The following is a 20,539-nucleotide window of genomic DNA, read 5'->3' as shown; positions in this document are numbered from 1 at the left end:
GGCATTTGGAAAATATTCGGATCACGGCTGGTGGCGTCCACCTTGGGAACATGCTACACTGTTGACAAAACGGTGGCGGGAAATGGATGGAACATCCCGCCGTTGCTGTTCGTGGAATGAGGAAAAGAGGGGAAAGTCATGGGCAAAACGATTACGGTGAAAGAGCTGGTCCAGCAATTCAACTTGGACGTCATCTGCGGTTGGGAAGGGTTGGAGCGCCCGCTAACGGTGAGCGATTTATACCGACCCGGAATGGAATTGGCGGGTTTTTTCACCTATTATCCCGCTGAGCGGCTGATGCTGTTGGGGAAAACCGAATTGACGTTTATCAACGGCCTCACCGAGAAAGAACGGAAGGATCGGTTATGGCGATTGTGCCACGAATCGACTCCATGCTTTTGCATCACCCGGGATATGAGTGCCCCCAAAGAATTAGTGGAGGCGGCTAAAGAGAAAAGGATTCCGGTGTTGCGCACATCCATGGCTACCACCAAATTTGGAAGCAAAGTGACCAACTATCTAGAGAAGCGTCTGGCACCCACCACCACCGTCCACGGCGTATTGGTCGACGTATATGGTGTGGGTGTCCTGATCATGGGCAACAGCGGGATCGGCAAAAGCGAAACCGCACTGGAGCTGGTCAAACGGGGACACCGGCTGGTGGCTGATGATGCGGTGGAAATCATGCAGACCGAAGAGGATGAGTTGGTTGGGCATGCGCCGGAGTTGATCCGTCACCTGCTGGAAATCCGCGGGTTGGGCATCATCAACGTAATGACGTTGTTCGGAGCGGGGGCTGTTCGGGAATACAAGAAAATCTCTCTCGCGATTAAGCTGGAAAACTGGCAGGAAAACCGGCAATATGACCGCCTCGGACTGGATGAAGAACGAATCCGCATCATCGACACCGAGCTTCCGCAGCTGACTGTGCCGGTCCGACCCGGGCGGAACCTGGCGGTCATCGTCGAAGTGGCCGCAATGAATTTCCGGCTGAAGCGGATGGGATACAACGCCGCTCAACAATTTGCGCAAAAATTGGGTCAAGCAATTGAAGATGCCGATGAATTGGATTAGACGTTTGATTATCCCTGTATAGGGAAAAGAGACCCTGAGAGACAGGCGCCCGGAATTTTGGTGGATGGGGGTTTCACACCATGGAAACACGAATCCGGGAAGCTGATTTCATCAAGGGGATTGCCATCCTCGGGGTCATTTTGATTCATGTGACAGCATTCAGTTTGCGGGATACAGTGCCGACTACCGACGGCGGTATCTACCTGGCGATCAACCAGATCAGCCGGTTTAGCGTACCCGTTTTCTTCATGCTGTCGGGATTGTTTTTGTTTCACCGGTATTATGGCTCCGGATTTTCAATGACACGATTTATGAAAAAGCGCGCCCGTTTCATCCTGGTTCCCTATCTCATTTGGTCCGTATTTTATGTTGCGTACGCGTGGACATTTCATCCCGAGACGGCGCCGCATACAGCGGAGGACTTCGTGATGGCGCTGTTGACGGGGCGCGCTTACTATCATCTCTATTTCGTGTTTGTGATGGTGCAGTTTTACCTGATTCTGCCCGTCCTGTTCTGGGGCTTTCGCCGGTTCGGCGGTCTCACCATGGTGGCTTTGGCACTGATGGTGTATGCACTATCGGAAGCGATGACATGGTGGGACGGCGCTGGTCGTCCAGAATGGAGCGAGGAATACACGGAAAACGCGATTTCTCTGTTTCCGACGTGGCTTTTTTATTTTTGTCTGGGCGGGTGGTTGGGCCAACGAGTAGATCGGCTGAAACGGATGATCGATCGATTGTCGACGACGGGCGTCTCTCTCATCTTTGGATCAATGGTCATCCTGACGTTGGCCGAGAGCTTTTTTCGCAGGCGGTTCGGTTTTTACAACTTCACTGTCTCGATTTATTCCATCACTTCATTGATCTTGTGGTTTCAGCTGGGGGAACGGTGGAAACGGTCGTGGGTCGCGGTACTGGGGCGATACTCCTACGGGTTGTATCTCGTCCACCCATTTTTGCTCAACCTGTTGAGCCGCGTTACGCCGCATTTGTTTCCTGAAGCTTCCTGGCAGGAGTTTTCGTTTATGCTGGTGGCGGTGACGGGACTGTCTTGGATGATGGTGTGGGTGATCAGCCAGATGCCGTACGGTGAGTTGCTGAAAGGGAAGTGACGGTGAAAGCGTAGCCGGAATATATGCCCACTCGGTGGGCGCTTTTTTTAATCACCCGTTCATTTTCATTTGCCGTAGAAGTACGGTAAAATGGTAAAAGCGAACATAGCGGATGACGAGACGATCATTGCATCGTCATCGAGATCCAAATGAGAACGGATACGTTACTGAGAAGGGAGCGCGACACACACATGCACTTGGCCATGGTCATCGATCCTGTCGCCTTTTCCCTCGGCCCTTTGCAAGTCCATTGGTACGGCATCATCATGGGCACAGCTGCCCTGATCGGACTCTGGTTGGCCATTCGAGAGGGAAGACGGCATGGATTGGACAGCGAACTGTTCCTGGATATGATGATCTGGGTGATTCCTTCCGCGATCGTCGGCGCGCGTCTGTATTACGTGCTGTTTGAATGGGATTATTACGCCCTGCACCCGGCCGACATCATCGCTGTGTGGAAAGGCGGGTTGGCCATCCATGGCGGATTGATCGGCGCATTGATTGCCGGTTATTTCTTCGTGAAAAAAAAGGCGGTACGCTATCTCCATCTTGCCGACATCGTGGCACCCAGTATTATTTTGGGACAAGCGATCGGCCGGTGGGGCAATTTCATCAACCAGGAGGCGCACGGCTCGCCGGTCAGTCTCGCATTTTTGCAGAGCCTGCACTTGCCTGACTGGATCATCCAGCAGATGAACATTCAAGGCGTCTATTACCATCCGACATTCTTATATGAATCCATCTGGGATTTTGTCGGCTTTCTCCTGCTGTTTCTCCTTCAGAGATGGAATCCGCGGCGGGGTGAAGTCTTTTTCAGCTATCTGATCTGGTATTCGATGGGCCGTTTCTTCATCGAGGGACTGCGTACGGACAGCCTGACGTTCAATGGACCGGACTGGCTCGCTCACCTGCTCAATCTGCTTTGGACTCCGATGACGGTGAAGTTCACACCGGGCATGATGATGGACGGCAACATTCGCATCGCCCAGTTGGTCAGTGTCACGTTGGTGTTGGCCGGTATCCTGTTGATCGTCGTTCGGCGGATGCGAGGAAATACGGAACCGTATCTTTCGAAGGCGGAGATCACCGACGCATCTGTCAGCCGGGCGGAGTAATCTGCGCGATACGGGACCCGGTTATTAGCGACGATGAACCTGTCAATTGGACCCACAATCTTGAACTTGGGTGTGTCTGGTGAATACTGCCCGCATCGTTTTCCCGGCTCGCTCCACCTATGCCATGCAGGGAAGCAGATGATGACCGCTCCGACCCGATCAGCGCAGGTCGTGGGCAAAGTACGCTTCGCTTTGAGGAAATTGGCCGCGATTTCAATCCTGTGCTTCCCGAGTATTCGCTCATTCAGGGCTTGGTCAGTCGCTCTCCTGGGAAACCATTGCTCCCTTACGGAATGACCAGACACGCCCTAGATTCATGCCGCGGGGAACTCGATCAGGGATATGGCTCATCCGCAGGGTTTTTGGCAACAGTCTCGCTCGCTCCAAGCGGAGCGAGTCTTTTTTACAAAGGGGGATGAACCAGGTGACCAAACGGTATACCGTCATGCTGTTTGACTTGGATGGCACGTTGATCAACACACACGAACTGATTCTCGCATCGTTCATGCACACGTTGGAACGGCATTGTCCGGGGAAATACACTCGCGAAGACGTCATCCGGTACATGGGGGAACCACTTATCGATCAGATGCGTCGGTTTGACCCGGATCAAGCCGAGGTGATGGTACATACCTATCGGGAGCACAATATCCAACACCACGACGAGTATGCGAGTGCATTTCCTGGTGTGGTGGAGGTTCTGCATCTTCTGGCGGACGCGGGTGTGAAAATGGGGGTCGTCACCAACAAACAGCGCAAGACGGCCGAGATGGGATTGCGGTTGCTGGGAGTGGAGAAACTGATGCAGACCGTGATTTGTTTTGGCGAAACGGAGAAGGCCAAGCCGCACCCCGATCCTGTATTGACAGCGATGAAACGGCTTCACGGGAAACCTGATCGAACATTGATGGTCGGAGACAGCAAATACGACCTGATGGCGGGCAAGCGAGCCGGAGTGGCTTCTGCGCTGGTGGGTTGGAGTATGCATGATCCGGTGGAATTGAAAGCGTTGGAACCGGATTACGTGCTGGATTCGCCGGAGGATTTGTTGCCTTTGGCCGGAATCGGTTCGAAAGGGACATCCTGATCTTGTGTAAAAGACTGACTTCCAGAAGAAGGGACAGAGTGTATCCGTTCATCTGCAGATGCGAGTAAGGGGGATCCGGTTTCGGCATGAGTGCCTTTTGAATGCAGTGATTAAGAGAGAGGAAACCGGCCACCCGAAGCAATTGGAAATATGCGGGTGTTGGGGGAAAAGGACACCGAGATCGTAAGGAAAGCGGGAGACAGCGGCTATCCGTAGGACTTGGGCAAAGGGGGAGCGAATTTGCGGCGTACGGAACGTTTTCCCGTCAAGGGCAGCAATGCTCTGTGGCAACTATACCGGACGGTTTCCTTTTGGAAGGTATTGCGCAATGTGGTCATTGGTGAATTGAATCGATACAATCCGCACCTCGGCTTTAAAAACTGGGTATACCGAACATTCTTGGGGATGCGGATTGGCGATAAAACCGCCCTAGCACTCAAAGTGGTGGTAGATGTCTTGTTCCCTGAACGGATTCGTATCGGTAACAACACGATCATCGGCTACAACACGACCCTGTTAACACATGAATATCTGGTAGAGGAGTATCGGATCGGCGATGTGGAGATCGGTGATCATGTGATGATCGGCGCCAACACCACCATCCTGCCGGGGGTACGGATCGGAGATCGGGCGGTGGTCGGCGCCGGCTCGGTCGTGACGAAGGATGTCCCGGCGGGAGCGTTTGTCGCGGGCAATCCGGCGCGTTTCATCCGATGGCGGGAGGGAGAGCATTCCCTGAGCGATCCGCCCGGTACCTGTTAAACATGGGGCTCATACACATCAACATCGACATCGAGACTACCAAGATATAACTCTATTAACTTTCACTTCACGCCAGTCTAAACCGCCCAACCCATACCTGTGGCAAAAATGGTTCCCCCTTTTTTCAAATTGATCACAATGCATTTCCTTGAATTCCGGGTAGTGTTTCATCGTTTTCTCTAAGCTGGTTACGAACTGGAATACACTATCAATCGGCGCTTCCATCTCTATTGTCTGTTTGATCTCCATCGGGTTCACCCGCCAATATCGAGAAATATATTCCATACAACGTTAGCTTAGGCGATTGTGTTTCACATTTCCGTGGGGCTGCTGAGTGGATCAGCGGCCTCTTTTTTCGTTTATCGGACTAAGCCACAAACTGTTGGCGACACAAAATACTCACAGTTGTTTTAATTGACTCACTGGTGTAAACGGAAATAAAATTAAATTGACATATGTGTCAGTCTATAAGAAAGAGGTGGAGCCATGTCGCCACGAAGGCCCGAGCAAAACGCGGCCATACGGGAAAAGCGCATTCAGCAGATACTGGATGCCGCATTGAAAGTATATCGCGCACGGGGGTACCACGGAGCCGAGATTGGGGAGATTGCCCGCGTGGCAGGCCTGGGACGCGGACTGATCTATTATTACTTCCGCAACAAGAAGGATTTGTTTTTGACACTCATCCGTCGTACGTTGGAGGCATGGCAGGAGCGGGCGAAGGGTATTTTGGACGCCGATTTGTCCGTTGCCGAACGGCTGGCGCGATATTTGAAAGAAATGTGTGTACTGGCACTGCAACATCCAGAAATCACCTATTTCCACACTACCATCTCTCGTAATCTGCGTGTTGTATTTCCAAATGAAGCCGAAGAAGTGATGTCTCTCTACGAGCAATACATGTTTATGCCTTTTCGCTGTCTGATCGAAGAGGGGGTTCGCAAGGGGGAACTGCGCGATGTGGAACCTCGGGTGGCTGAACGGATGTTTTTCAGTGTATTGTTCGGCGCACTCGATAACGAAAACATGATTACACCGGAGCATATTGAGCCGTTGATGGAGATTACGTTGTTCGGCCTGGTGAAAACGGATGGAAGAACAGACAGTGTTTGACTGGCACATGAGGGTGTGTCTGGTCTTTCCGTGAGGCCGGGTGAGCAAATACCTTAGCCCGGCCGAGCGAAGACCCGGAAAGCGCATCGCGGGCAATTTTCTCTAAGCGAAACGCGCTTTGCCCGCTTCCTGCACTCCGGGTTGGAGCGGCCATGACCTGCTTCCTAGAGGGCGCAGATGGAGTGAGCAGGGAAAGTAATTGGACATCATCACCAAACACGCTCTAGTCAAAGGAGGGGCACGTGTGAGCGTATTGACGCGGTTCTCCCTGCGAAACACGGCTGCCGTGCTGATCCTGGTCCTGCTGGTCACCTTCGGCGGACTGTATACGGCAACTCAGCTGAAAATGGAGGCGATGCCCGACATCACGTTCCCGGTCATTGTGGTGATCACGCCGTATCCGGGAGCGTCGCCGCAGGATGTGGACCAAAAGGTGACACAGCCGATCGAGCAATCGTTGCAGGGGATTACCGGAGCCAAGAAGATCAGTTCGGTGTCGGCGGACAGTACGTCAGTTGTGGTCGTGGAGTATGATTTCGACACGGATCTGGACAAGGCGAAGCAGGAGATGCAGGAAGCGGTTGACCGCGTCTCCCTGCCGGACGGGGCGATGAAACCGTCGTTCAGCCGGTTCGGATTCAATACTTTTCCGTTCATGATCCTAGGGGTGACAAGCCAAACCAAAAACCCGGAAGAACTGGAAAAATGGGTGAAGGAAACGGCCGAGCCCATCCTGAAAACAGCTGACGGCGTGGGTCAGGTGCAGATCAAGGGACAGGGACCCAAAGCTGTGTATGTCCGACTGAAACAGGATCAGCTGAAAAAGTACAATCTAACGGTGCAACAGGTCCAGCAAGCGCTCCAGGCGAGCAATGTTTCCATCCCGGTGGGCGAATTGCCGTCCGGGCTGTTGGATTTGCCAATACGGGTGGATCAGAAGATTACGTCCGTTGATCAATTGAAAAATCTACGCCTCACCATCCAACCCAATCCACAGGAAGGGATGGAGGAGGCCTTCAATCAGATCGGCCAAGGCATGCAGGGATTGGGGCAGGCTGTCGGCGGTCTGGGTCAGTCAGTCGGTCAACTGGGCCAGGGATTGGGTGAAGTGGGCCAAGGTGTGGGGCTGTTGCAGGCTCAAGTGCGGATCTTACAAGCAGCACAGCAATTGCAGGCGCAGCTGCTGGGGGATCAAATCGCACTCAACGCCGCGGAAATGCGACTCAAACAAAACCCGCAGGATCAGGAAGCGGCTGCGCAGGTAGCGCTTTTGAAACCGAAAGTGGCCGCCGAGATGCAATCGTTGAAACAGCTCAATGCACAGCTGAGTCAAATGCAAAAGCAGATGCCGCAATCCAAGGGAGCGCCCGCAGGCGGAGTTCCGCGCGGAATGGGCGAACAAGTGAAAACAAGCGGCAAACCAAAGATCAAGGAAGCAAAAATTCAGACGGTGAAATTGTCCGAGATCGCCGACATCAGCGAATCGCGACAAGACAGCACCATGATTACGCGCATGAACGGAAAACCGTCGGTCAACATCGAGTTGATAAAGGACCCCGACGGCAATATCGTGGAAGCGGCTGAAGCGGTCTCGGCCAAGCTGGAGACGCTGAAAAAGCAGGATCCCAATGTACAGTTCACATTGCTGTTTGATCAGTCGCGAGCGGTGAAAGCGTCGATTCGAAGCATGGTGCGGGAAGGCTTGTTGGGCGCACTGTTTGCAGCCGTTGTGATTCTGTTGTTCCTGCGCAATTTCCGTACAACATTGATTGCCGTCGTCTCGATTCCGCTTTCGGTGTTGGCCACACTGATACTGCTCAAACAGGCGGACATCACATTGAATGTGATGACCCTCGGCGGTTTGGCTGTCGCCATCGGGCGGGTGGTGGATGACAGCATCGTTGTAATTGAAAACATTTACCGTCACCTGATGAAAAACCGCGATCGGACCGTGGATTTAATCATCTATGCCACCAAGGAAGTGGGGGCGGCCATTACATCTTCCACCCTGACGACGGTGGCAGTATTCGTACCGTTGGGATTGGTCAGTGGTATTGTAGGCAAAGTGTTTTTGCCATTTGCGCTGACGGTGGTGTTTGCCCTTCTTTGTTCACTGATCGTCGCTGTCACGGTCGTTCCGCTGATGGCGAAACTGATGCTGTTGAACAAAGGAAAACGGCAACGCTTCAAGGAGAAGGAAAGTGGAATGGCTGCCGGGTACCGACGGGCATTGGCATGGGCTTTGGATCACAGAGGAGTGGTCCTGTCTGTATCCGCCTTGGCACTTTTTGCCAGCCTGTTCCTCATCCCGTTGGTTGGAACCAGTTTTCTCCCGTCCAACAAGGACAAAGCTGTGCAAGTGAAACTGGAATTGCCGCCCGGTACCGATTTGAGTACCACTGATGCCCAGGCCCGGAAGCTGGAAGCAAAGCTGCGGACCTATCCTCAAGTTAAGCAAGTGTCCACGACCGTAGGCAACTTGCGCGGACAACTGGCAGGGGACGGTACGATCGGCAGCACCAACAAGGTGTCTCTGTTTGCCAACCTCGATCCGGATACGGACATGGATCGTTTCTTGTCCCAAGTGCGGACTGACTTGGGGAAAATCAAGGGAAACGGTGAACTGCAGGTATTGGAAGTGAAAAGCATCGGACCGCCTTCCAGCCAGATCGTTGCGATCATCAAAGGGGAACGAATGGAGGACATCCGAAAAACGGCCGACATCTTGACGAACAAAATGAAGAAAGTGAGTGGCCTCACCAACGTGACCAACAACCTGAGCGAACAAAAAGAACTGGTTTCCGTCCATGTCGATCAGGCCAAAGCGGCCCAACACGGTTTGGTGCCGATGCAGGTGGCGATGTCGATTCGCGGGTTGTTGCAGGCGGACAAAATAGGTGAGCTGGAGAAAGGGAACCAGACTGAGGAGATCAAACTGGGGTTGGAAAACAAGGACCTGTACTCTGTTGAGCGATTGAAAGCCATTCAATTATTGACCCCGACAGGCAAGATGGTCAAATTGGGAGATATAGCTTCTGTCCGGGTTGAGCAGGGGCCCGTCACCATTCAAAAAGAGAACGGCTCCCAGTATGCCCAGGTATCCGGTGACGTGATTGACAAGGACACGGGGGCACTGTCACGGCAAGTACAGCAAATCATTAACGGGATGAAATTGCCGTCTGGCGTGAAGGTAACGCTGGGGGGCGACACGGAGGAGATGCAAAAAAGCTTTGCCCAGCTGGGTGTGGCCATGGTAGTGGCTGTGGCCGCCGTCTACTTGGTGATGATCGTTACCTTTGGCGAAGCGACTGCCCCGTTCACAATCCTGTTTTCCCTGCCGTTTGCTGTGATCGGCGGATTGGTCGGTTTGTATTTGTCGGATCAACCGATCAGTGTATCCGCTATGATTGGGGCGCTGATGCTGATCGGGATCGTTGTCACCAATGCGATCGTGCTGATCGATCGGGTGCAGCAACAACGCGCACGCGGGCTGGACATCAGTTCAGCGCTCCTGGAAGCGGCCGGTACCCGGTTGCGACCGATTCTGATGACGGCACTGGCCACCGTGTTCGCCCTGTTGCCGCTGGGTCTGGGTTATGGTGAAGGGTCACTCATTTCACAGGGATTGGCCGTTGTGGTGATCGGAGGGTTGACTTCCTCCACCCTGCTGACCCTCTTTATCGTTCCGATTATGTACAGCATTCTTACACGGGTGAGAGACCGGTTGACGCGAAATCGGCGTCCGGAAGCGAAGACGGGGTAGGAATACACAAATCGACTAGCATAATAAACAGGAGCGGCTAATGATTGCCGCTCCCCGCTATCCTAACGGCCGCCGCTTCATCGTATGGATGACGTGTCGGTTTGATCGAGGGCGTAATATCCCCCGGTCATGATCAGAAAACTAGGGATGAACCAGTGGCAAGGGTCGACACAAAGAGCGAAAATGCCGGTGGCGAATGCCCCGCTGAGAGCCAACGGTTGAATCGATGGGCGTCGGACGAGAAGTGGCGGGAGCGTCAGCACGACTTGCAACAATGTGCATTCCGTGAGGAAGATGGGAAGGAATCGGGGGACACGCGGATCCAGGTCACTCCATGTTCCCCACAATCCCAACACGACCCCCGTGACGGTCACGAAACAAGCGTAACCGAATCGGGCGGATCGTTTCCTGTCCTCCATCATGGGTTCGCCTCTCTTTAGTAAGGTGTCATGATACCGGATTTCGACAGAAAGACGGGATATTCCCTCTTTTATATTGACAAATTTGGGGGGTGGCTGTCGATTTGTTGGGTTGGATTAGTTGGGTTGGCCGTCTGTTCTTTTTCTTTTATGGCTGACCACATTATAATCAATGCCAGCATACATCACAATATGACCACAACACCGATGATGAGGCTAATCGCAACGTCCCGCTTGGGATTTTTGAACTCTTTTGCTGTGAGGAGTTCTGCAACGGAATTTATCTTAGAGTGGGAAAGCGATCCTTTTTGCTTTATGTCTTTGCTTACGGCCAGCGTGATACGGAAGCTGAAGACGGAAAATCGTCAACAACCTGCCCACCATTGCAAGTGGGTTATTTTTTTGTACTCGAAGCGCGATTGATAATTAAGCTTCGAGTGAATCGGTGCTTCGCAGCCTCTGACGGTTTTTCACAACAAAGCGGGTTAGTAGGGGTGATCCTTCCCTTCCATTCCGTCCTAGCCACTTAACACTAGGTGGAGGGAAAGTGGCTATCTTCAACAGCTTCATCCATTTTCCTTTAAAAAAAGGAACCAAAAATGATTTTGTCCTTTCGAAATAGGTGACTCACACGTCCACTCCGACGGCAGATTCAATAGAATCCAATCCGTCGCGTTCCAAAAGGCGGATCAGTGTTTGATTGATCTCCCGCGCGATACCGGGACCGCGGTAGATCATGCCGGTATACACCTGAACCAGCCGGGCGCCAGCCCGGATTTTTTCATAGGCATCCTCACCGGTAAAGATACCACCAACCCCGATGATAGGGACACTACCCTCGGTTTCCCGATAGATGTGTCGGATAAATTCAGTGGATTTGCGACGGAGTGGTTTTCCGCTCAAGCCGCCTGTTTCTCCGGCATGTGCGTTTTTCAATTCCTCCCGGGCCAACGTGGTGTTGGTGGCGATGAATCCGTTGATTCTGTGTTGCAACCCAATCCGTACCATGTCGGACAACATATCCAGCGGCATGTCGGGGGCCACCTTGAGCAGAATGGGACGCTCTTCGCCCGTTTTTTGTTGCAGTTGCCGTTTTTCCTCCATCACCTTGTCCAACAGTCGGTCCAGAGCATTCACCTGCTGGAGATCACGCAATCCTTGGGTATTGGGTGAACTGATGTTGATGACGAAATAATCGCCGTACCTGTATAGCGTACGCAAGCCGATTCGGTAGTCATTGGCTGCCTGTTCATTGGGAATGTCCTTGTTTTTACCCAAATTGATGCCGATGGGAACGGCGGGACGGGGAAGACTGACAAATGATCGGGCCGCATGTTCGATACCGCTGTTATTGAAGCCCATCCGATTGATGATGGCCTCGTCTTCCGGCAGTCGGAACAGGCGTGGCTTCGGATTGCCCGGTTGGGGTCGCGGGGTGAGTGTCCCTACCTCGATCGATCCAAAGCCGAAAGCGGCCAGTGCCGGGTATACGCCTGCGTGTTTGTCGAACCCGGCCGCCAGACCGACGGGATTGGGAAATACGCGATTCCAGCAACGGACGGCGAGCCGATCATCCTTTACGCACATGCGGCGTTCGACAGCGGTAAGAATTGCAGGGACGGACTGTAAGGCCTGCAAACTGCGTATTGTCCACTCGTGTGCAGTTTCCGGATCCAATCGAAACAGCCATTTTCTCCATGTTGCATACAAGGCACTCGCGTCCTTTCCGGTCAGGGTTTCGTATGGTAGGATACCACATTTTCAGGAGGAGAAGCACTCAAAACGGAAGCGTAAAGGACGGCTCAGACAAAGTGGCCTTTTTTCAGGCAACCAGGGTATAGCTATGGAGAACCGAATCGCGAAGCGGGTTAAGTGGAATTCTACATACCTTATCCAAAGGGACGAGTGGAAAAAGATCCAATCGGTGACTTTGTCGATTCGTCAACGGGCCAGAAAGCCGACCAGCAAGCAGAGCAGCCCCAGAACTACCGCTTCCCATCCGGCGCTGTTTCTTCGGAGCAGGAAAAACGCACCGGCCAGTTCTAAGATGATGCCGATCAGGATGAAGAGATGGGCCAATGAGCTCATGTTCTCCCTCCTCCGTTTCAATGGTTTTTAAGTGATGGACATGAAAAATGCCGAGCCGGGGATGGTAACCGTGATTTCCCTCTCAAGTATAAAAAAAGTATCGTCCTTTGGGTATGACGGTTTTTTGCCCATACACCGACCGCCATCCTTTATAATGGTACGGGAACGGAGGAATGGGAAGTGAAGTTGCAATTCGCCACACAAAATGAAGGGAAATTGGCAGAAGCAAAACGGGTGCTGTCTCGGTTTGGGATCGAAGTGATCGGATTACCGGTCGATTTGTGGGAGCCTTCCAGTGGGGAAATTGAAACAGTGACACTGGAAAAGCTGCGACAAATTCGCCGGATGGGATATGACCGTGTCATGGTAGATGACGCCGGGATCTTTTTCGCTGCGTACGACCATTTCCCCGGTGTGTTGACCAAAAGGGTGTTTGACCGGATTGGTTACCGCGGAGTGAGAAAACTATTGGAAGGGGAAGATCGGACGGCTTGGTTTGAAGGTTGTATCGCTGTTTCTTGGGACGGGGAAACCGGTGTGTTTGCCGCAAGGACATCCGGACGCATTCTCGATCCGATTCCCGACGATATCCGACCGGAACCGGGCTTGCCTTTCAATCCCATCTTTATTCCCGACGGCGAAACGCGGGTGTTGGGAGCGATGACACCCGAAGAACAAATGAAGTATTCGTATCGCTGCCGCGCACTGGAGCAAATGGCGGAATGGTTGTTGAATCAAGCGTGATGTGATCCATTGTAATCAAAAGAGATCGCCAAACGCTCCACTTGGGGGATTGACGCTGATGGATGTCGGTGTTACACTACCAGAAAAACGAGCACTTTAATTTATTAGCAAACTAAAGTATCGCTGGGAGTGGAATGGGATGCCAAAACCGCGGGAATTTGAAAAACCGACCGGATTTCGTGATTTTCCGCCTTCATTGGCGGCGAAGAAACGCGCGGTGGAACAGCGGATTCATCGGTGTTTTGAGCGTTGGGGATACCAGGAAGTGATTACGCCGACGCTGGAGTACCATGACACCGTGGGTCGCGCCAGTGCCATTCCCGAAGAGAAACTGTTTAAGCTGATCGACCGGGAAGGAAAAACGCTCGTGCTGCGTCCCGACCAAACCGCACCGATCGCACGCGTGGTGGGGTCCGTGTTGCGGGAAGTGCCCGTACCGCTTCGCCTGTTATACCATGGCAGCGTGTTTCGGGCGCAGGAACGATCGGCGGGTCGCAATGCCGAGTTTTTCCAATCTGGTGTAGAGCTTGTCGGGGAGGCTTCGCCCGAAGCAGAAGCGGAAGTGATCGCGCTTGCGGTGGAAACGATTCGGGCATGCGGTTTGGACGCGTTTCAATTGGCCGTGGGTCATGTGGGCTTGTTGGATGGCGTGCTGCGGCAAGCAGTGGCGGATGAAGATGCGGTCTATGAGCTGAAGGAATCGTTGGGAGCCCGCAATGTCGTCGGGTTTTTCGATTTGTTGGAGCGATTTTCCTTGCCCGATTCGGTAAAACGGGAACTGACCTCGTTGCTCCAGGTGCGGAGAAATCCGTCGGAGTTGATGTCGATCAACTTGGTGACATCATCGCCGGAGACACAGGCGGCGGTGGAGCGGCTTTCGGCCATGTGGTCGTCGATCGACGATTTCGGCGTGACGCCGTACGTGGTGCTGGATCTGGGGTTGGTTGGCAGTTTGGGTTATTATACGGGCATTTATTTTGAAGGATATACGGCTTCACTCGGATTTCCCGTCTTGAGCGGGGGCAGTTACGATCGGTTGCTGGAGCGGTTTGACCGTCCGCTACCAGCGACGGGGTTTGCGGTGAAGCTGGATCGTGTCATGGAAGCAGGCGGTGTGATAGAACCGCAGGAGCGGCGAGTGGCTGTTCTGTATGACCGTTCGCGACGCTCGGAAGCGATCCGTGTCGCCGAGCGGATGCGCGAACAGGGACACCATGTCGTGTTGCAGTGGCGGAATGACCAAGGCGGACATCCGTCGGACGATTGGTTGGCGTTATTTGACGAAGTGATCCGCATCGGGGAGGAGGAAGGACGATGAATGACATGTTGACGATCGCGATGCCGAAAGGAAGAATTTTTGAGGAAGCCGTCCACCTGATGCGGGAAGCTGGTTTTCCCATTCCGGACGAGCTGAGCGAGGATTCACGAAAATTAATCGTCACCGTTCCGGAAGCCGGCCTTTCCTTTTTCCTCGCCAAACCGATGGATGTGCCGACCTATGTGGAGTACGGTACGGCTGATCTGGGCGTGGTGGGCAAGGACGTGTTGTTGGAAGAGGAGCGGGACGTGTACGAGCTGCTCGATCTGCGCATCAGTCCCTGCCGGATCTCCGTCGCCGGTTTGCCGGATTGGCAACCGACACTGCATCCACGGGTGGCGACAAAATATCCCCGCATTGCCGACCGTTATTTCCGCGAACGTGGACAGCAAGTGGAAGTGATCCGGTTGAACGGTTCGATCGAGCTGGCCCCTTTGATCGGTTTGGCCGACCGGATTGTGGATATCGTCTCTACCGGGCGCACCCTGAAAGAAAACGGACTGGTGGAACTGGAAACCATCACGACCGTCACCTCGCGTCTAATCGCCAATCGGTCCAGCTACCGCATGAAAAGCGAACGGATTGATTCCTTGACCCGCTCGTTGGCCGACACGGTTCGTCAAGGAGGGGGCGTGCGATGATCGCAATTGTGAAGCCAGGGGAGCTGAGCACCCGCCGGTCCGTGGACAAGGGAACGGAGCAACAGCGACAGACGGTGCGCACCATATTAAATGAAGTGCGTAACGGTGGCGATGGGGCTTTGCTCGCATACACGCGTCGGTTTGATGGAGCCGATCTGACGCGGCTGGACGTGACGGAGGAGGAAATCGCGGCCGCTTACCGTGAAGTAACGGAAGAGTGGCTCGCGTCCCTCAGAGAGGCGGCGGAGCGCATACGTCGCTACCATGAGCGTCAGCGGCAGACGTCATGGTTTCATCCCGAATCGGACGGCACCATACTGGGGCAATTGATTCGACCGCTCGCACGGGTCGGTATTTATGTTCCGGGGGGACGTGCCGCTTATCCGTCTTCCGTATTGATGAATGCCATTCCCGCACAGGTGGCGGGTGTAGAGGAAATTGCGATGATAACGCCTCCCGACCGGGATGGACGTATCCCGGCTACCACTCTGGTCGCCGCCAAGGAAGCCGGTGTGACGGAGATTTGGAAAGTGGGCGGTGCACAGGCAGTTGCCGCATTGGCGTATGGAACCGAATCGATCCGTCCCGTCGACAAAATCGTCGGGCCGGGCAATATCTACGTGGCGATTGCCAAACAGATGGTGTTCGGTGATGTGGACATTGATATGATCGCCGGGCCGAGTGAAATCGTGGTCGTCGCTGACGAAACTGCCGATCCGGAATGGGTGGCGGCGGATCTGTTGTCCCAAGCCGAACACGATCCGATGGCTTCGGCAGTGTTGATCACACCGTCGCCCGCATTGGCCGAGCGTGTGGCGCAGGCATTGGTGCAGCAGTGTGAACGGTTGGAACGCAGGGAGATCGCCGCGCAGTCGTTGCGGGAGCAAGGGGCCATTTGCGTGACGAGCGACATGGAAGAGGCGATCTCCACTGCCAATCGTTTGGCTCCGGAACATCTGGAACTAATGGTGAAGCAGCCTTGGGACTGGATCGGCAAAGTGAAAAACGCCGGGGCGATCTTCCTCGGACCGTACAGCCCCGAGCCTGTGGGCGATTATTTCGCCGGGCCCAACCATGTACTGCCAACTAACGGGACGGCGCGTTTCTCTTCGCCGCTCAGTGTGGACGATTTCGTGAAAAAATCGAGCGTGATTGCGTACAGCCGTGAAGCCCTGTTCCGGGATGGATCGCATGTGGTGCGCCTGGCTGAGGGCGAGGGGTTGGGAGCCCATGCGGCTTCGATCCGCGTGCGGCTGGAACGGAAGGAAAAGGGTGAAAACGATGCGTGAGCGAATAGCAGAAATCAAACGAAAAACCAACGAAACGGACATTGTGGTCCGGCTCAATCTGGACGGGACGGGCCAGACACAATTGGATACCGGCGTCCCTTTTTTGGAGCACATGTTGGACCTGTTCGCCAAACATGGCCTGTTTGACCTGGAAGTGACCGCACGCGGGGACATTCACATCGACGATCACCACACAGTGGAGGACATCGGCATTTGTTTGGGGATGGCAGTGGCGGAAGCGCTGGGGGACAAGAAAGGCATTCGCCGTTACGGCAACGCGTTTGTCCCGATGGATGAGACGTTGGGTCAGGTGGTCGTCGATCTGTCCAATCGTCCGCACCTGGAGTTCCGGGCTGAATTCCCCGATCGACGGGTCGGTACGTTTACCGTCGAATTGGTCCATGAATTTTTCTGGAAGTTGGCGCTGTCAGCTCGGATGAACCTGCATATCATCCTGCATTACGGACGCAATACCCACCATATGATCGAATCGCTGTTCAAGGCGGCGGGACGGGCGTTGGATGAGGCGACCCAGATCGACCCGCGCGTCAAAGGCGTACCTTCATCCAAAGGAGTGCTGTAACGATGATTGCCATCGTGGATTACGGGATGGGCAATTTGCACAGTGTCAGCAAGGCACTGGAACGCATGGGATTTGAATACGCGGTAACGGAAGATCCCGAAGTGCTCCGAAGAGCCGACGCGCTGATTCTCCCCGGGGTGGGTGCGTTCGGCGACGCGATGCGGGAACTGGGAGAGCGTGGTTTGGACGACGTCATCCGCGAGGAGACATTGGGAGGCAAACCGCTGTTGGGCATTTGTCTCGGGATGCAACTGCTGTTCACCAGCAGTGAGGAGCATGGGTACCATCAAGGATTGAACTTGTTGCCGGGCCATGTGGTGCCGTTTACCGGTGAGATGAAAGTGCCGCACATGGGTTGGAACTGGTTGTCGTTTGACCGGCCGCATCCGTTTTTCAGCGGCATTGAGGAAGGGCACGTCTATTTTGTCCACTCCTATCACGTTCAGGCGAACAATCCCGAGGACGTGTGGGCGGTGACGGATTATCACGGACCGGTCACGGCGATTGTGGGTCGCGGCCATATCGTGGGTATGCAGTTTCATCCGGAAAAAAGCGGCGATTTGGGTATGGCCCTGTTGAAACGATTTGCCGAGCGCTGTCAGGAAAAGGTGGGAATGGTATGAGTTTCGTCGTATATCCGGCGATTGATTTGCGCGGCGGACGATGTGTCCGCCTATACCAAGGCGATTACGATGCGGAAACGGTGTACGCCCAAGATCCCGTCGCAGTGGCACGGCAGTTTGCTCGTGAGGGAGCACACTGGTTGCACGTGGTGGATCTGGATGCGGCACGCTCCGGTGAAGCGGTCAACGAAGACGTGATCCGTGCCATTGTGGCAGCGGTGGACATTCCGGTGCAAGTAGGTGGAGGAGTGCGCACGCGTGAGCGGCTGGAGCGTTTGTGGTCCATCGGTGTACAGCGGGCGGTGATCGGTTCCGCTGCCATTGATGATCCGGAGTTTGTTCGAGCGGTGTTGGCAGACTACGGGGACCGGATCGCATTGGGTGTCGATGCGCGTGAGGGGCGCGTCGCCACCCATGGATGGTTGAAAACGGCTGAAGTGAGCGCAGAGGAACTGGCGGTGGAGATGGCCAGACACGGTGCGGAAACATTTATTTTCACGGATATTTCTCGGGATGGCACGCTGCAAGGTCCCAACGTCGAAGCGGTGTGCTCGCTGGCCCGTACTTGCGGCAAGCAGGTGATCGCATCCGGCGGCGTGCGGGACACCTCTGATCTGGTGGAATTGGCCCGTTACCAACAGGAGGGCGTGGCCGGAGCCATCGTGGGGCGGGCGCTGTATACCGGTGACATCCGATTGCGCGAGGCAGTTCGTGCCGTTGAAGGCGAGGAGGCAACCCCATGATCACCAAACGGATCATTCCCTGCTTGGATGTGAAAGACGGACGCGTGGTCAAAGGGGTTTCCTTCCAACAGCTGCGCGATGCCGGAGATCCCGTAGAACTGGCCCGTCTGTATGACCGGGAAGGCGCGGATGAACTGGTCTTTCTGGACATCTCCGCTTCCCATGAGGAGCGCAAGACGATGATCGACGTGGTGCAAAGCGCAGCGGCGCAACTGACGATTCCCTTCACGGTCGGAGGCGGCATCGGTTCGGTGGAGGACATGTTCCGGCTCCTCCGTGCTGGTGCGGACAAGGTGTCGATCAACACTTCTGCCATCTTGAATCCCCAGCTGATCGAAGACGGCGCCCGCCGGTTCGGTAGCCAGTGCATCGTCGTCGCCATCGACGCCAAATACGATCCCGACCGGGACGATTGGTTCGTCTACACGCACGGCGGCAGACGGGAAACGGGCAAACGCGCCGTCGAATGGGCCAAGGAAGCCGTCGAGCGGGGAGCTGGCGAGATTCTGCTCACCAGCATGGATCAGGACGGACAGAAGGATGGCTACGATTTGGCACTCACCCGCGTGGTGGCCGAAGCGGTACGCGTGCCGGTCATCGCTTCCGGCGGGGCCGGGGAGGCACACCATTTTTATGAGGCTTTTGCAGAGGCGGGAGCGGATGCGGCATTGGCAGCGTCCATCTTTCACTATCAGGAGCTTTCCATTGAAGAAGTGAAACGGTATTTGGCGGACAAAGGAGTGAACGTGCGGTGGACGGTCAAATCGACGTAAGCGCGATCCGATGGGACGACCGTGGCCTCGTCCCCGCCATCGTCCAGGACGCGGTGAGCAAGGAAGTATTGACGTTGGCCTATATGAATGAAACCGCGTTGAAGAAAACGATTGAAACGGGGGAAACCTGGTTTTGGAGCCGTTCGCGCCAATCGCTCTGGCACAAAGGGGAAACGTCGGGTCATAGACAACGCGTCGTTTCTCTCCAGTGGGATTGTGACCGGGACTCCTTGCTGGTCAAGGTGATTCCCAACGGACCGGCCTGCCACACCGGCGCCGTCAGTTGTTTTGGCACCGTCAATCCATCCGGGGAAGAACCGACAACGGATCGTTTTGACATCCTCAACCGGTTGGAATCCCTCATTGCCCGGCGTGAGGCGGAACGCCCGGAGGGCTCCTACACCACCTATCTGTTTGAAAAAGGACTGGACAAAATCCTGAAGAAAGTGGGCGAAGAGGCAGCAGAGGTGATCATCGCCGCCAAAAACGAATCGCATGAGGAATTGCGGTACGAGATGGCTGATCTGCTGTACCATCTGTTGGTGTTGCTCCGGCAAGCCAAACTGCCGTTGGACGACGTATTGGCCGAATTGCGCGGGCGGTATGCCGATCAGAAGGAATAGTGGATGCAAGTACCCCACCATCTGTACGATGGTGGGGGTTGTTTTTCTTGCGAAACACCATGTTGACACGGATTATCACAACGATGACATCGCATCTTGATCCACATACATCATTCCGATCATAAGGGATGTTGAAACGACTCGCGCAGAGCGAATCAAGAACCGAGTAATATTTCTTTTAACTGTTTTGCTTGATCCGCTGTAAGTGTCCCATATGCAGATCCTTTTGTAGAATCCCTTATTAATTCTGCATTTCCGTATTTGCCAAACCAAATAAGATACGTCTCTTTCTTTTTGTTATCGTCATTCATCCAGAAACGGGCATCCTCGTTTCTGGCCATTGTTGGAGTCGATCCTTCTTTCCAATTGACTTCCCCAACAATAGTCATTATTTTTTCAATTTTATTAGCATCATTAATCGTTGTTTCATATCCATTCGCTTTTTGAATGATAACTTCGCTGGGCTTTTCTGCGGTACAACTCGTTAACGCAAGCAATATCACGAAGAAACATACCAACAACGAAAATTTTCGCATTTCCATTTAACTCCTTAAAATCAATTTATTTTAAGTTCCAACGGATTGTTGATTTCCACTTCGGAATAATTTTGTTGAGATGATTGATCACTTCCATGTGAAAAAGGAGGGATTAGAGCCGATCCACATTCAC

20 protein-coding genes are annotated in these 20,539 nt (G+C 54.0%); 16 read left to right on the top strand and 4 right to left on the bottom strand.

Going from position 1 to position 20,539, the window contains the following annotated elements; genetic code table 11:
- Window positions 1-138: 138 nt before the first annotated feature.
- The 7 genes from hprK to NWF35_RS10685 all read left to right on the top strand — a co-directional run bounded on the left by hprK (window position 139) and on the right by NWF35_RS10685 (window position 10,026).
- Entirely contained in the window at window positions 139-1,074 is a 936-nt protein-coding gene (gene hprK, locus NWF35_RS10715; protein ID WP_301239041.1) for an HPr(Ser) kinase/phosphatase, read from the top strand.
- A gap of 80 nt (window positions 1,075-1,154) precedes the next feature.
- Window positions 1,155-2,186: an acyltransferase gene (locus NWF35_RS10710; protein WP_301239040.1), complete on the top strand. Its 1,032-nt coding sequence runs from the start codon at window positions 1,155-1,157 to the stop codon at window positions 2,184-2,186.
- A 191-nt stretch (window positions 2,187-2,377) separates the two neighbouring features.
- Window positions 2,378-3,301: a prolipoprotein diacylglyceryl transferase gene (gene lgt, locus NWF35_RS10705; RefSeq protein WP_301239039.1), complete on the top strand. Its 924-nt coding sequence runs from the start codon at window positions 2,378-2,380 to the stop codon at window positions 3,299-3,301.
- A 424-nt stretch (window positions 3,302-3,725) separates the two neighbouring features.
- Window positions 3,726-4,388 (top strand): pyrophosphatase PpaX, encoded by a 663-nt coding sequence (gene ppaX, locus NWF35_RS10700; RefSeq protein ID WP_301239038.1) that lies wholly within the window; start codon window positions 3,726-3,728, stop codon window positions 4,386-4,388.
- A gap of 240 nt (window positions 4,389-4,628) precedes the next feature.
- A complete protein-coding gene (locus NWF35_RS10695; protein WP_301239037.1) occupies window positions 4,629-5,150 on the top strand; it encodes an acyltransferase in 522 nt (173 codons plus the stop codon).
- A 486-nt stretch (window positions 5,151-5,636) separates the two neighbouring features.
- A complete protein-coding gene (locus tag NWF35_RS10690) occupies window positions 5,637-6,263 on the top strand; it encodes a TetR/AcrR family transcriptional regulator (RefSeq protein WP_301239036.1) in 627 nt (208 codons plus the stop codon).
- Window positions 6,264-6,507: 244 nt separating this feature from the next.
- Complete coding sequence (locus tag NWF35_RS10685; RefSeq protein ID WP_301239035.1) at window positions 6,508-10,026, top strand: efflux RND transporter permease subunit; 3,519 nt, start codon at window positions 6,508-6,510, stop codon at window positions 10,024-10,026.
- Between the two features lie 77 nt (window positions 10,027-10,103).
- On the opposite strand, the gene NWF35_RS10680 is transcribed toward NWF35_RS10685, so the two are convergent.
- From NWF35_RS10680 to NWF35_RS10670, 3 genes are all read right to left on the bottom strand, one after another.
- Window positions 10,104-10,448 carry a hypothetical protein gene (locus NWF35_RS10680; RefSeq protein ID WP_301239034.1) on the bottom strand — a complete coding sequence of 115 codons (345 nt, stop codon included), beginning with the start codon at window positions 10,446-10,448 and terminating at the stop codon, window positions 10,104-10,106.
- A 624-nt stretch (window positions 10,449-11,072) separates the two neighbouring features.
- Window positions 11,073-12,155 (bottom strand): quinone-dependent dihydroorotate dehydrogenase, encoded by a 1,083-nt coding sequence (locus NWF35_RS10675; RefSeq protein ID WP_301239033.1) that lies wholly within the window; start codon window positions 12,153-12,155, stop codon window positions 11,073-11,075.
- Window positions 12,156-12,386: 231 nt separating this feature from the next.
- Window positions 12,387-12,533 (bottom strand): hypothetical protein, encoded by a 147-nt coding sequence (locus NWF35_RS10670; RefSeq protein WP_301239032.1) that lies wholly within the window; start codon window positions 12,531-12,533, stop codon window positions 12,387-12,389.
- A gap of 180 nt (window positions 12,534-12,713) precedes the next feature.
- Here NWF35_RS10670 and NWF35_RS10665 point away from each other — a divergent pair, with 180 nt between their 5' ends.
- The 9 genes from NWF35_RS10665 (at window position 12,714) to hisIE (ending at window position 19,870) form a co-directional block, all read left to right on the top strand.
- Window positions 12,714-13,277: a non-canonical purine NTP pyrophosphatase gene (locus NWF35_RS10665; protein WP_301239031.1), complete on the top strand. Its 564-nt coding sequence runs from the start codon at window positions 12,714-12,716 to the stop codon at window positions 13,275-13,277.
- A gap of 139 nt (window positions 13,278-13,416) precedes the next feature.
- Window positions 13,417-14,595 carry an ATP phosphoribosyltransferase regulatory subunit gene (hisZ, locus tag NWF35_RS10660; RefSeq protein ID WP_301239030.1) on the top strand — a complete coding sequence of 393 codons (1,179 nt, stop codon included), beginning with the start codon at window positions 13,417-13,419 and terminating at the stop codon, window positions 14,593-14,595.
- On the top strand, window positions 14,592-15,236 hold the full coding sequence (gene hisG / locus NWF35_RS10655) for an ATP phosphoribosyltransferase (protein ID WP_301239029.1): 645 nt from the start codon (window positions 14,592-14,594) through the stop codon (window positions 15,234-15,236). Before hisZ ends, hisG begins: the two co-directional genes overlap by 4 nt.
- The gene (gene hisD / locus NWF35_RS10650; RefSeq protein ID WP_301239028.1) at window positions 15,233-16,525 is read left to right on the top strand and encodes a histidinol dehydrogenase; all 1,293 of its coding nucleotides are present in this window, start codon (window positions 15,233-15,235) and stop codon (window positions 16,523-16,525) included. The genes hisG and hisD overlap by 4 nt, the downstream gene beginning before the upstream one ends.
- On the top strand, window positions 16,518-17,108 hold the full coding sequence (gene hisB / locus NWF35_RS10645) for an imidazoleglycerol-phosphate dehydratase HisB (RefSeq protein ID WP_301239027.1): 591 nt from the start codon (window positions 16,518-16,520) through the stop codon (window positions 17,106-17,108). The genes hisD and hisB overlap by 8 nt, the downstream gene beginning before the upstream one ends.
- Before the next feature lie 2 nt (window positions 17,109-17,110).
- The gene (gene hisH / locus NWF35_RS10640; protein WP_301239026.1) at window positions 17,111-17,731 is read left to right on the top strand and encodes an imidazole glycerol phosphate synthase subunit HisH; all 621 of its coding nucleotides are present in this window, start codon (window positions 17,111-17,113) and stop codon (window positions 17,729-17,731) included.
- On the top strand, window positions 17,728-18,474 hold the full coding sequence (gene hisA / locus NWF35_RS10635; RefSeq protein ID WP_301239025.1) for a 1-(5-phosphoribosyl)-5-[(5-phosphoribosylamino)methylideneamino]imidazole-4-carboxamide isomerase: 747 nt from the start codon (window positions 17,728-17,730) through the stop codon (window positions 18,472-18,474). Before hisH ends, hisA begins: the two co-directional genes overlap by 4 nt.
- On the top strand, window positions 18,471-19,247 hold the full coding sequence (hisF, locus tag NWF35_RS10630) for an imidazole glycerol phosphate synthase subunit HisF (protein WP_301239024.1): 777 nt from the start codon (window positions 18,471-18,473) through the stop codon (window positions 19,245-19,247). Before hisA ends, hisF begins: the two co-directional genes overlap by 4 nt.
- Complete coding sequence (hisIE, locus tag NWF35_RS10625) at window positions 19,226-19,870, top strand: bifunctional phosphoribosyl-AMP cyclohydrolase/phosphoribosyl-ATP diphosphatase HisIE (RefSeq protein ID WP_301239023.1); 645 nt, start codon at window positions 19,226-19,228, stop codon at window positions 19,868-19,870. Before hisF ends, hisIE begins: the two co-directional genes overlap by 22 nt.
- Before the next feature lie 155 nt (window positions 19,871-20,025).
- On the opposite strand, the gene NWF35_RS10620 is transcribed toward hisIE, so the two are convergent.
- The gene (locus NWF35_RS10620; protein ID WP_301239022.1) at window positions 20,026-20,406 is read right to left on the bottom strand and encodes a YhfM domain-containing protein; all 381 of its coding nucleotides are present in this window, start codon (window positions 20,404-20,406) and stop codon (window positions 20,026-20,028) included.
- Window positions 20,407-20,539: the final 133 nt, after the last annotated feature.

Origin of the sequence: Polycladomyces subterraneus, from assembly GCF_030433435.1 — a bacterium.
In the GTDB taxonomy this organism is placed as follows: Bacteria; Bacillota; Bacilli; order Thermoactinomycetales; family JIR-001; genus Polycladomyces; species Polycladomyces subterraneus.
Note: the sequence above shows the minus strand (reverse complement) of the source record. Positions and strands in the feature narration are given on the sequence as shown.